Source organism: Caulobacter sp. GW821-FHT09H08 (assembly GCF_059415885.1).
This window is the reverse complement of sequence record NZ_JBWKOC010000003.1, coordinates 24,701-35,894: the sequence shown is the minus strand read 5'-3', so window position 1 is coordinate 35,894 and position 11,194 is coordinate 24,701. Positions and strand designations below refer to the sequence as shown.

Genomic DNA, 11,194 nt, shown 5'->3' with positions numbered 1-11,194 from the left:
GCGCGATTTCGACAAGCGCGCGATTCAACTCCCGGCTAAGCTCGACCCCGACGCCTGCCGGAGCCTTCCATGATCGACCTCGTCTTCGACGCCCGCCGCAAGGATCTCGGCAATTTCGAAGTCGGCCGCGTGCTGCCGTTCCACGCCCATCGGATGGTCGGGCCGTTCACTTTCCTCGACCACATGGGGCCGAACACCTTCCAGCCCGGCTTCGCCAAGAGCGCCGACGTGCGCCCGCACCCGCACATCGGCCTGTCGACCCTGACCTATCTGTTCGAGGGCGAGATCACCCACCGCGACAGCGTCGGTTCGCTGGCGGTGATCAAGCCGCATGAGGTCAACTGGATGACGGCCGGCAGCGGCATCACCCACTCCGAACGCTTCGAGGGCCTGCGCGAGCATGGCGGCCGCATGGACGGCATGCAGGCCTGGGTAGCCCTGCCGAAAGAGTATGAGGAGATCGACCCCAGCTTCACGCACCACGAGGGCCCGGCCGACCTGCCCAATTACGAGCACGGCGGGCTGAAGGCGCGACTGATCGCCGGCGAGGCGTTCGGGGCCAAGTCGAACGTGCCCGTCTATTCGCCGCTCTTCTATGTGCACTGGGAGCTCGAGCCAGGGACCACCGCCGCCCTGCCCGCCGAATATCCCGAGCGCGCCGCCTATATCGCCGCCGGTCGCGTCGAGGTCGGGGGCCGCGAACTGGCCGAGGCGCAGATGGCCGTCTTCGCGCCCGGCGAAACCATCGTCTTCAAGGCCCTGGAGCGCTCGACCGTCATGCTGATGGGCGGCGAGCCGATCGGCCCGCGCTTCATCGAGTGGAACTTCGTCTCCTCGTCCAAGGACCGTATCGAACAGGCCAAGGCCGACTGGAAGGCCGGCCGCATGAAGCTGCCCGACCTCGACCATGACGAGTTCATCCCCCTGCCGGAAGGCCCGCCGCCGCCGGCCCCGCCGATGTCGTAAGCGAGGCAACCGAAACTCCGCCTTGGGATTATCTCCTCACACCGGCGCCAAGGCCGGGTGAGGGAGAAGACTCATGCGTATCGTGACGATCGCGGCCGTGGCCGCCCTGGGCCTGACGCTGATGGCCTGCGAGAACAAGGCCGAGAAGGCCCAGGAAGCGACCACTCAAAGCGCCGAGGCCGCCAACCAAGCCGCCGCCGCCTCGGCAGCCGCAACCGACGCCGCCAACGCCTCGGCCGATGCGGCCACGGCGCCGACCGCCGACGCCCAGAAGGCCGCCGGCGATGCGGCCGCCGCTGCTGGCGAAGCCGCCGAAAAGGCTGGCGACAAGGCCGAGAAGGCCGGCGAGAAGGCCAAGGACGCCGCGCACTAACACCTAGCGGACCCGTCCTCGCCCTTCGACAAGCTCAGGGTGAGGACTATTGCCAGGGGCCGTTCGCCGGAAAACCTCACCCTGAGCTTGTCGAAGGGCGAGGTTTTCCTTCAGCCGTCGATATCCCAGCCCAGCGCCACGCGCCCGGTGAGCACGGTCTGCGGCTTTTCCTGCAGCGGGTGATAACGCGCGCCCTGGATGTCGCGGAAAGCCCGCTCCAGGCCAGCGGCGCGATAGAAGGCCTGGCCGCCCGCCGCTTCCATGGCCCGCTCGACCGTCTCGATGGCCGCGCGGCCGAACAGGGTGCGGCAGGTCATGGCCTGGCTAGTGCTCTCGGGTCCCGGCGTTCCAGTCTCGGCCAGGGCGATCATCCGCGCCATGGCCATGTCGGCGGCGGCGTGGCTGTTCTCCATCTCGCCGACCAGGCTGGCGGTCAGGACGTCGGGAGCCTTGCGCCGGACCATGGCCAGGGTCCGCGCCCGCGCGCCGTCGGCCACCCCGGCATAGGCCGAGTAGATCAGGGCGAAGGCGATCATGCTGATGATATGGAACAGCATGTGCCACGGCCCCGCCGGTCGGCGGCCGGAGATCGCCGCGTCGGGCACGAAGACCTCGGTCAGTTCGATGTCGTTCGAGCCGGTCCCGCGCATGCCCAGCACACGCCAGGTGTCGCGGATCGCCACGCCCGGCGCCTTTAGCGACACGCCGAAGTGCAGCACGGTCGGGCCCGCCTCCGGATCGTCATAGACGGCGCTGGTCATCAGCAGGTCGCCGACCGGGCTGCCGCTGGAGAACGCCTTGCGAGCGGTGATCTTGAAGCCGCCCTCGACCTTGACCGCCGTCCCGCCGCTGGCCAGCCAGTCCGAGCCGCCGCTGGAGACCAGGACGAGATCCTCGCCCGCGACGCGCTTCAGCAGGCCCTCGGTCGGCGCGCCCTGGTGGCGCAGGCGCCAGGCGGCGACGGCGACCAGGTGGCTGTGCATGGCGAAGGCCAGGGCCGTGGAACCGCACGAGGCGCCCAGCCGGCGGATCACCTGGCAGATGTCGGTGACCGATGCCCCGCCACCGCCGAACTCGACGGGGACCAGCGCCTTGAACAGGCCCTCGGCCTTCAGCAGGGCGTAGGCCTCGACGACGAAGCTGTCCTCGGCGTCGTGTTCAGCCGCGTGCTGGGCGATCTCGGCGGCGATGCGGTCGGCGCGGGCCAACCAATCGATGCGTGCCGAGGTCGTGGTATTTTCCGCTGTGAGCAACATGTCGTAGGGTCCTTCCGGGGCGGACAATCGAGAGATCCGCGTTATCGGAACCCTCTCGCGAACACGCTCTGCCTGACTAGTTCAACAACTGAACCGACCCGGTACAGGAACTGAACTAGCCGGACGGTCGAACCTTGGCCTACAGGGCCACCAGTGTCGGCAAGGAGGGGACGTGGCGCAAGGCAGCTACAGGCAGTTCTGTCCGGTCGCGATGGCGGCCGAGGTTCTGTGCACGCGATGGACGGTGGTGCTGCTGCGTGAGCTGGTCGCCGGCTCGACCCGGTTCAACGACCTGCGGCGGGGCGTGCCGCGCATGTCGCCAGCCCTGTTGTCCCAGCGCCTGAAGGACCTGGAAGCGTCCGGCATCGTGCGGCGCGACGCCCTGCCCGGCGATCCGAACGTCTTCGAATATCGCCTGACCAAGGCTGGGCGCGACCTGGAAAGCCTGGTCGATGCTTTCGGCCAGTGGGGCCAGCGCTGGGTCAGTACGGACCTGTCGCTGCAGCAGTTGGACGCCTCCCTGCTGATGTGGGACATGCGCCGCGGCCTGGACCCGCGCCCGATGCCGCAAGCCAAGAGCGTGATCCACTTCAGCTATCCCGAACAATCGCCCGTCGATCGGTCCTGGTGGCTGGTGGTCGAGCCGGTGGACAAGGTCGATCTTTGCTCGGTCGACCCTGGCTTCGACGTCGACCTCTATGTCTCGACCGACCTGCGGACCATGACCGCCATCTGGATGGGCCACGACACCGTGCGCCAGGCCCTGGGCGAGCAGCGCATGCTGCTGACCGGCGACCGCCAACTGGCCTCGGACATGCAGGTCTGGCTGGGCCTCAGCCCGTTCGCCAAGACGGCGAGCATGGTCGACGCCCGATAGGCGGTTCCGGGCGGAGAACCCTTGACCTGCGTGCTGGCCGGTCCGATCACTCCTCCATGAACGACACCGCTTTCGCCCAATTCGTCCGCGGCCTGCCCAAGGCCGAGCTGCACATGCACATCGAGGGCAGCCTCGAGCCCGAACTGATGTTCGAGCTGGCCCAGCGCAATGGCGTCACCCTGCCCTTCGCCTCGGTCGAGGAGATCCGCGCGGCCTACGCCTTCTCGAACCTGCAGGACTTCCTGGACATTTATTACCAGGGCGCGGGCGTCCTCCAGACGGCCGAGGACTTCAAGGACCTGGCCCTGGCCTATTTCAAGCGCCTGGCGGCCGACGGCGGCACGCACGCCGAGATCTTCTTCGATCCGCAGACCCATACCGATCGCGGGATCGCCTTCGGCGTGGTCATGGAAGGCCTGCTGGCCGGCATGGACGAGGCCGAAAAGACGCTGGGCGTCACCTCCAAGCTGATTCTCTGCTTCCTGCGCCACCTGTCGGAAGAGGCCGCGTTCGAGACCCTGGAACTGGCCAAGCCGTGGCTGAACAAGCTGGCGGGCGTGGGCCTGGACAGCTCCGAGGTCGGCCATCCGCCGGCCAAGTTCGCCCGCGTGCTGCAGGCTTCGCGCGACCTCGGCCTCAAGGTCGTGGCCCACGCCGGCGAGGAAGGCCCGCCGGCCTATGTCTGGGAGGCCATCGACCTGGTGAAGGTCGACCGCATCGATCACGGCAACCGCGCCCTTGAGGACGAGGCCCTCACCGCGAGGCTGATCGCCGACGGCACGACCCTGACGGTCTGCCCGCTGTCGAACCTGAAGCTGTGTGGCGTGCCCAGCCTGGATGTCCACCCGCTGAAGAAAATGCTGAACTTGGGTCTGAAGGCGACCGTGAACTCCGACGACCCGGCCTATTTCGGCGGCTACCTGCTGGAGAACTACCTGGCCACCGCCGACGCCATCGGCCTGACGCGCGAGGACATCGTGACCCTGGCCAAGAACAGCTTCACCGGCTCGTTCCTGGGCGAGGCCGAGAAAGCCGAGCGGGTGGCCCAGGTCGAAGCCTACGCGGCCGCCCACTGATCGCATGACCGTCATCGCCGCCAGCGCCTATGTGGACGGCGAGGCCGTCCGCGCGCTCAGCCTGGACGATCCGGCGAGCCTGACGCCGCGCGACGGCGAGTTCGTCTGGATCGGCCTCGCCGACCCCGACGAGGCCGAACTGCGAGTGCTGCAGGAGGCCTTCCACCTGCACCCGCTGGCGATCGAGGACGCGCTGAACGCCCGCCAGACGCCCAAGGTCGACGTCTATGGCGAGCAGCTGTTCGTCGTCGCCAAGACCGCCCACCTGGACGGCGACCATATCGGCTACGGCGAGACCGACTTCTTCGTCGGCCGAAAACACCTGATCACGGTGCGCCACGGTTCGGCCCGCGCCCACACCGAGCTGCGCGCCCAGCTGGAAGCCGCGCCGGGCCTGCTGGCCCACGGCGTCGACTATGTGCTGCACGCGGTGCTGGACTTCATCGTCGACGGCTACATGCCCATCGTCGACACCATCGAGGACGAGCTTCAGGCCTTCGAGCGCCGGACCCTGGACGCCTTCCTGTCACGCGCCGAGATCGCTCGCATCTTCAACCTCCGCCGCAGCCTGATGAAGTTCAAGAAGCTGCTCGGGCCCATGACCCAGGTCGCCAGCGCGCTGGAGCACCACGACCTCCCCTGCATCGACACCGAGGTGCGGGCCTATTTCCGCGACGTGCGCGACCACATCCAGCGGACCGAGATCCTGGTCGACGGCCTGCGCGAAGTGCTGACCTCGGTCTTCGAGATCAGCAGCCTGCTGGAGCAGCAACGCCAGGGCGTCATCACCCGACAGCTGGCCGCCTGGGCCGCCATCCTGGCCGTGCCGACGGCGGTTGCCGGCATCTACGGCATGAACTTCGAGCACATGCCGGAGCTGAAGTGGGCCTACGGCTACTACGGCGTGCTGGCGGGAATCGCGGTGATCTGCGGGATGCTGTATCGGCGGTTCAAGAGGGTTGGCTGGCTCTAGGCCTCGGAAACCTCGATGATCTCGTGATGCCGCGCGGCGTCGATGCCATCGCGCTGCTCCTGGGCCAATCGGCTCTTGTCGCCTTCCAGCAGGGTCAGAATCGGCCGCTCGTCGGGCTCCTGGAACTGGATCTGCATGCGGCTACCCAGCGTGGTCCCCGGATAGGGCGGCAACCGGTTGGCCAGCTTCGCCGGATGCGGAGGCTCGTCGCGGCCGTCCTCTTCATAGAGTTCGAGATAACGCGCGAAGACTTCCGCATCGACCTCTGCCCAGGCGCCCCAGCCGAAATAGTCGTCCATCCCCTTTAGCGGGATAGGCAGGATGCAGCGGATGAAGAAGCGGTCGCCCCATTCGCAGAGGTCGTCGTCGTAGCCAACCTGGCCGTCGCGCTCTTCCTCGGGGATCGCCCAGACCTCGTCGGGCAGGCTGAAGCCCCAGTCCCGGGACAGTGATTCTTGGTCGGCCATCGAAACCTTCGGGCGTGAGTAGACGCGCCGATGATTAGGCCAAGTGGCTGGACTAGGCCACCGCGTCGCGCAGGGCGTCGCACAGGCGATCCAGGGCCTCGATATCCAAGCTGGGATCCAGGACCAGCACCACGGTCGAGGCCGCCAGGCGGTCTGCGACCGGGGTCTCGTCAGCGGTCAGGCTGTGGTCGCGGACCGCGCAGCTGGCCTGCACGCCGGCGGCCTGGAGCTTCCAGGTCACCGCGCCGGCGTCGTCGGTCGGCAGGCTGAGGGCGCAGGTCGAGGAGATCCAGCTCATGCCCCAGCCGGGCTGGAAGCCGACGCCGCTGTCCAGCAGCAGGACGCGCAGTTGCTGGGCGGTGCCGCACAAGCGCTGGCGCAGGCCGGGCCAGGCGGCCAGGCCGTCCTCGCCCGCGAACGGCGCGGCATCGATGGCGTTGACCGTCGCTGCGTCCTCGCAGGCGACGAAGACGCCCTGCCCAGCGGGCAGACCCACCAAAACAGGAACAGGCGCCTCGATCACCACGTCGAAGGCGCCCGCGGCGTCGACCAGGATCGGCAGGCCAGTCTCGGCGCGGAAGGCGGCCCAGGCGCGCATGTCGGGCGCGCGGCCGTGGGCGGCGGCCGGGACGATGGCTTCGAGCGGACCGGGAGCCTCGGGCAGGCGCGCGCGCAGGTGGTCGGTGTCGAACATGGCGCTGAACGGGTCGACATCGACCAGCCAGGCCTTCAGGCCCGCGGCGGCGACGCCGGCCAGGGTCTCGGGATCGGCAAGGGCCGAGACGACGCAGACGCCGCCTTCGCGGACACCCAGGGCGATCAGGGCGGCGGCCGTGGCCTCGACGCGATCGGCGAAGGCGCGGGCGGTGACGGGACGGGCGAAGCGGGCGGCCAGGCGCTGTTCCAGGTCGGACGCGCGGCCGGCGACGCCCAAGGCCTTGGCGACGGCGTCGAAGTCGATCGGGACGTCGCTGGCTTTGGAACGGAGGCGGACCTCCGGCTTGGCGGGGACGATAATCGGAGCGGCAACTGGCTTCGGGCGCATGCTTCTAAAACGCTATCCACGGTAACCGGGGCGACTCGCAGGCCGCACCACATGGTTAAGCAACCGTATTCAGCGATTCCGTCTGGCCTAATGTGGCGCGCCGTCGCGGCAAAAAACTCCCAGCCAGCCCGCCCTAGGCAGCAGGCGAACCTTGCCAGGCGTCCCGCAGCTCGCGTTTCAGCACCTTGCCGATGTGGCTGCGCGGCAGGCTGTCGACGACACGAACGTCCGCCAGGCGCTGGGTCTTGCCGACCTGGCCGTTGACGAACGCGCGGATCGCCTGCGGATCGGCGTCGGTCCCGGGCTTCAGGGCGATGAAGGCCACCGGCGTCTCGCCCCAGGCGTCGGAGGGCACGCCCACCACCGCCGCTTCCAGCACCGCCGGATGCGCGGCCAGCACCGCCTCCAGGTCGGACGGATAGATGTTGAACCCGCCGCTGATGATCATGTCCTTCTTGCGATCCATCAGGGTGAGGAAGCCCTCCTCGTCGAAGCGGCCGACATCCCCCGTTCGAATGAAGCTCCAGCCCTCGGGCGAGGTCCAGGTCGCCTCGGCGGTCTTGTCCGGGCGGCCGTGATAGCCGTTCATCATGCCGCCCGAGCGGCCGACGATCTCGCCGACCACGCCGGGACCGACCTGGACGCCGTCCTCGTCGATCAGGCGGATGTCGTGGCCGGGCGCCGGCTGGCCGACCGTGTGCAGCTTGTCCGGATGCAGGTGGGCCATCAGAATGCAGGTGCCGCCGCCCTCGGTCATGCCGAAATACTCGACCAGGCCGCCGGGCCAGCGCTTCAGCACCTGGGCCTTCAGCTCGGCCGAGAACGGGGCGCTGGTGCAGAACTTCAGGTGGGTGGTCGACAGGTCATAACGGTCGAAGTCGGGCCGCTCCATCAGGCGGCGGTATTGCACCGGCACCAGCATGGTGTGGGTCATGCGGTGCTGCTCGGCCAGGTCCAGGTACCGGCCGGCGTCGAACTTCTTCATCAGCACCACGGTGCCGCCGCCCGCCAGGGTCGGGAAGAAGCAGACCAGGGTGGTGTTGGAATAGAGCGGGGTCGACAGCACGGTGACCGCGTCCGGTCCGTAGCCGACCGCGTCGCCCCGGAAGACGTGCTTCCAGCGCATGCCGTGCGACTGGACGATGCCCTTGGGCGTGCCGGTCGTGCCACTGGAATAGATGATGTTGAACGGATGCTCCGGGCCGATCGCCACGGGCGTCGGTTTGGCGCCCACCGGAGCGAGCCAGGCGTCGAAGGCTTCGCCAGCCGAAGAACCGTCGAGCGCGATCTGGCGGACCGGGATCGGCGCGGGCTTCTGGGGCTCGGCCACGCCGGCGTCGAGGAAGAACAGCCGCGCGTTGCAGTCGGCCACCATGCCGGCGATCGCCTCGGGCGTGGAGGACGGCGCGATCGGGGCCACGGCGACGCCGGCGCGCAGCCCCCCTAAGAACACCGCCGCATAGGGGATCGACGACAGGGCGCAGACGGCGACGGCCTCGCCGGGCTGGACGCCGTCCCGCTGCAGGGCGGCGGCGACGCGGTCGACCAGGGCGTCGAAGGCTTCGTAGGTGAGGCTCTCGCCGGTCTCCATGACCACGGCCAGGTGGGCGGGGCGTTCCTTCGCCCGCTCGCGAAGGATGTCGCCCATCACGCCGTAGTCGGCGGACATCATGGCGGCGATGGTCATGGGAGACTCCTACTGAACAGTCGGCGGTGCCCCCTCAGTCGCTCCGCGACAGCTCCCCCAGAAGGGGAGCAGAGGCGTTATCTCTCCTCCCCCTCTGGGGGAGGTGGCCCGGAGAGCCGGAGGGGGCAGCGGGGCGCTAGGCGCCTAAGCGTCCTTGAACCCCTTGCCCTCGGCCACCAGCCGCTCCAGCAGCGCCGACGGCTTGAAGTCGTCGCCGTAGGCCGCCTGGAACTCCTTCATCTTGGCCAGGATCTTGTCCAAGCCGACGAGCTCGCCCCAGAACATCGGGCCGCCGCGATAGACCGGCCAGCCGTAGCCGTTGATCCAGACGATATCGATGTCCGACGCCCGGATGGCCTTGCCCTCTTCCAGGATCTTCGCGCCCTCGTTGACCATCGGATACAGGCAGCGCTCCAGGATCTCCTGGTCGGTGATCTCGCGGCGCTGGATCTGGCGCTTCTCGGCGAAGTCGCGGATCACCTCCTCGACGATCGGCGAGGGGTTGGCGTTGCGGTTCTCGTCGTAGTCGTAGAAGCCCTTGCCGTTCTTCTGGCCGCGACGGTCCATCTCGCAGAGCACTTCGCGCACGGTCGAGGACGAGGTCTTGGCCGGGTCCCAGCCGATGTCGAGACCAGCCAGATCGCTCATCGCGAACGGGCCCATCGGCAGGCCGAAGTCATAGAGCACCCGGTCGACGTCCCAGGGCATGGCGCCTTCCAGGATCAGCTTCTGGGCCTCGCGCTGGCGCTGGGCCAGCATGCGATTGCCGACGAAGCCGTGGCAGTTGCCGACCAGCACCGCGACCTTGCCGATCTTCTTGCCGATCTGCATCGAGGTGGCGATCACCGACTTGTCGGTCTTGGCCCCACGCACGATCTCGAGCAGGCGCATGACATTGGCCGGCGAGAAGAAGTGCAGGCCGATCACGCTTTCCGGCCGGCTGGTGCTGGCGGCGATCACATCGATGTCGAGATACGAAGTGTTGGACGCCAGGATCGCGCCGGGCTTGGCGATGGCGTCCAGCTTGCCGAACACCTCCTTCTTGATCTCCATCAGCTCGAACACGGCCTCGATGATCAGGTCGCAGTCGGCCAGGTCCTCGAGGTTCATCGAGGGCGTCAGCAGGCCCATGCGCTTTTCGACATCGTCCTGGGTCAGGCGACCCTTCTTGGCGGTGTTCTCGTAGTTCTTGCGGATGACGCCGACGCCGCGCTCCAGGTTCTCCTGCTTGGCCTCGATGATCGTCACCGGGATGCCGGCGTTGAGGAAGTTCATCGAGATGCCGCCGCCCATGGTGCCCGCGCCGATGACGCCGACCTTCTTGACGGGGATGGTCGGGGTGTCGTCCGGCACGTCCGGGATCTTGGCGGCCTGGCGTTCGGCGAAGAACACGTAGCGCTGGGCGGCCGACTGGGTGCCGGTCATCAGCTCCATGAACAGCTTGCGCTCGGCCTTCAGGCCCTCGTCGAAGGGCAGGTTCACCGCCGCCTCGATGCACTTGATGTTGTTCTCCGGGGCCATGAAGCCGCGGAACTTCTTGGCGTTGGCGGCGCGGAAGGCCTCGAAGATCTCGGGCTTGCCGCGCGCGGCCTCGACCTTGTCATTGAGCTCGCGGACCTTGTTCAGCGGGCGGTTCTCGGCCAGCACCTTCTTGGCGAAGTCGATGGCCCCGGCGCGCAGATTGCCCTCCTCGACCAGCTCGTCGAACAGGCCCATCGCAAGAGCGGCTTTCGCCGGCACGTGCTGGCCGCTGGTGACCATCTCCAGCGCCTTCTCGACGCCGACGATGCGCGGCAGGCGCTGGGTGCCGCCGGCGCCGGGCAGCAGGCCGATGTTCACTTCGGGCAGACCGCCCTTGGCCGAGGGCACGGCGACGCGGTAGTGCGCGACCAGCGCCACCTCCAGACCGCCGCCCAGCACCGTGCCGTGGATCGCCGCGACCACCGGCTTGGGCGAGTTCTCGATGGTGTTCTGGACGTCCTGCAAGCTGGGGCCGGTCATGGCCTTGCCGAACTCGGTGATGTCGGCGCCGGCGATGAAGGTCTTGCCCTCGCAGATCAGCACGATGGCCTTCACGGCCGGATCGGCGATGGCGGCGTCGAACGCGCCCGAGAGGCCCTCGCGGACAGCGGCCGACAGCGCGTTGACCGGCGGCGAGTTCAGCGTGACGACGCCGATGTCGCCTTCGACGGAAAGATCGGTGACGGCATTGATCGCGGCCATGTCGCTTCCACCCCTATTCTTCGTTTGCCAATCTGGCGTTTGAACAATTGTTTGAAGATAGCCTGCATGGCCCGGCGCGGATGTCCAGACCTCCGTGACGGCGCCCAATAAGGCGGCAAGGCCCGTTGACGACCTCGGATGCATACTACAAATTCGAAAACAGTAGTTCGGCTGAGATCATCCGTGGGGGCGGGTGCGGCGTCGGGGGGCTGACCGGCGCCACATCCGCCTGAAATCCAGAGAGAATGGTC

The 11,194-nt window shown here is 68.0% G+C and carries 10 protein-coding genes and 1 pseudogene; 6 read left to right on the top strand and 5 right to left on the bottom strand.

The genetic code is table 11. The features are described 5' to 3' along the window. The first annotated feature begins 69 nt into the window (after window positions 1–69). The 3 genes and pseudogenes from AC07NN_RS09935 to AC07NN_RS09925 form a co-directional block, all read left to right on the top strand. Complete coding sequence (locus AC07NN_RS09935) at window positions 70–966, top strand: pirin family protein (RefSeq protein ID WP_494640135.1); 897 nt, start codon at window positions 70–72, stop codon at window positions 964–966. Window positions 967–1,039: 73 nt separating this feature from the next. Further along, on the top strand, window positions 1,040–1,339 hold the full coding sequence (locus AC07NN_RS09930) for a hypothetical protein (RefSeq protein WP_494640133.1): 300 nt from the start codon (window positions 1,040–1,042) through the stop codon (window positions 1,337–1,339). Window positions 1,340–1,344: 5 nt separating this feature from the next. Further along, window positions 1,345–1,452, top strand: a pseudogene (locus tag AC07NN_RS09925) (hypothetical protein); the annotation flags it as partial. Here the strand turns inward: AC07NN_RS09925 and AC07NN_RS09920 are convergent. After that, entirely contained in the window at window positions 1,450–2,595 is a 1,146-nt protein-coding gene (locus tag AC07NN_RS09920) for an acyl-CoA dehydrogenase family protein (protein ID WP_494640131.1), read from the bottom strand. The pseudogene AC07NN_RS09925 and the gene AC07NN_RS09920 overlap by 3 nt on opposite strands. A gap of 172 nt (window positions 2,596–2,767) precedes the next feature. On the opposite strand from AC07NN_RS09920, the gene AC07NN_RS09915 reads away from it, so the two are divergent. From AC07NN_RS09915 to corA, 3 genes are read left to right on the top strand one after another with little or no spacing between them, the layout of a single operon-like run. Next, window positions 2,768–3,472, top strand: coding sequence for a winged helix-turn-helix transcriptional regulator (locus AC07NN_RS09915; protein ID WP_494640129.1), 705 nt, complete (start codon window positions 2,768–2,770; stop codon window positions 3,470–3,472). 56 nt (window positions 3,473–3,528) lie between these two features. Next, window positions 3,529–4,548 (top strand): adenosine deaminase, encoded by a 1,020-nt coding sequence (locus AC07NN_RS09910; protein ID WP_494640127.1) that lies wholly within the window; start codon window positions 3,529–3,531, stop codon window positions 4,546–4,548. Between the two features lie 4 nt (window positions 4,549–4,552). Further along, window positions 4,553–5,521: a magnesium/cobalt transporter CorA gene (corA, locus tag AC07NN_RS09905; RefSeq protein ID WP_494640125.1), complete on the top strand. Its 969-nt coding sequence runs from the start codon at window positions 4,553–4,555 to the stop codon at window positions 5,519–5,521. Here corA and AC07NN_RS09900 read toward each other — a convergent pair. The 4 genes from AC07NN_RS09900 to AC07NN_RS09885 form a co-directional block, all read right to left on the bottom strand. After that, window positions 5,518–5,988, bottom strand: a complete 471-nt coding sequence (locus tag AC07NN_RS09900; RefSeq protein WP_494640123.1) for a DUF2199 domain-containing protein — start codon at window positions 5,986–5,988, stop codon at window positions 5,518–5,520. The genes corA and AC07NN_RS09900 overlap by 4 nt on opposite strands. A 52-nt stretch (window positions 5,989–6,040) precedes the next feature. Continuing rightward, window positions 6,041–7,033 carry a DegT/DnrJ/EryC1/StrS family aminotransferase gene (locus AC07NN_RS09895; RefSeq protein ID WP_494640121.1) on the bottom strand — a complete coding sequence of 331 codons (993 nt, stop codon included), beginning with the start codon at window positions 7,031–7,033 and terminating at the stop codon, window positions 6,041–6,043. 133 nt (window positions 7,034–7,166) lie between these two features. Then, entirely contained in the window at window positions 7,167–8,720 is a 1,554-nt protein-coding gene (locus tag AC07NN_RS09890; protein WP_494640119.1) for a class I adenylate-forming enzyme family protein, read from the bottom strand. Between the two features lie 144 nt (window positions 8,721–8,864). After that, complete coding sequence (locus AC07NN_RS09885; protein ID WP_494640117.1) at window positions 8,865–10,943, bottom strand: 3-hydroxyacyl-CoA dehydrogenase NAD-binding domain-containing protein; 2,079 nt, start codon at window positions 10,941–10,943, stop codon at window positions 8,865–8,867. Window positions 10,944–11,194: the final 251 nt, after the last annotated feature.

Coding starts and splice junctions, on each gene's coding strand:
- AC07NN_RS09930 (WP_494640133.1), top strand. CDS start 1,040: ATGCGTATCGTGACGATCGCGGCCGTGGCCGCCCTGGGCCTGACGCTG.
- AC07NN_RS09920 (WP_494640131.1), bottom strand. CDS start 2,595: ATGTTGCTCACAGCGGAAAATACCACGACCTCGGCACGCATCGATTGG.
- AC07NN_RS09895 (WP_494640121.1), bottom strand. CDS start 7,033: ATGCGCCCGAAGCCAGTTGCCGCTCCGATTATCGTCCCCGCCAAGCCG.
- AC07NN_RS09910 (WP_494640127.1), top strand. CDS start 3,529: ATGAACGACACCGCTTTCGCCCAATTCGTCCGCGGCCTGCCCAAGGCC.
- AC07NN_RS09935 (WP_494640135.1), top strand. CDS start 70: ATGATCGACCTCGTCTTCGACGCCCGCCGCAAGGATCTCGGCAATTTC.
- AC07NN_RS09890 (WP_494640119.1), bottom strand. CDS start 8,720: ATGACCATCGCCGCCATGATGTCCGCCGACTACGGCGTGATGGGCGAC.
- AC07NN_RS09885 (WP_494640117.1), bottom strand. CDS start 10,943: ATGGCCGCGATCAATGCCGTCACCGATCTTTCCGTCGAAGGCGACATC.
- AC07NN_RS09900 (WP_494640123.1), bottom strand. CDS start 5,988: ATGGCCGACCAAGAATCACTGTCCCGGGACTGGGGCTTCAGCCTGCCC.
- corA (WP_494640125.1), top strand. CDS start 4,553: ATGACCGTCATCGCCGCCAGCGCCTATGTGGACGGCGAGGCCGTCCGC.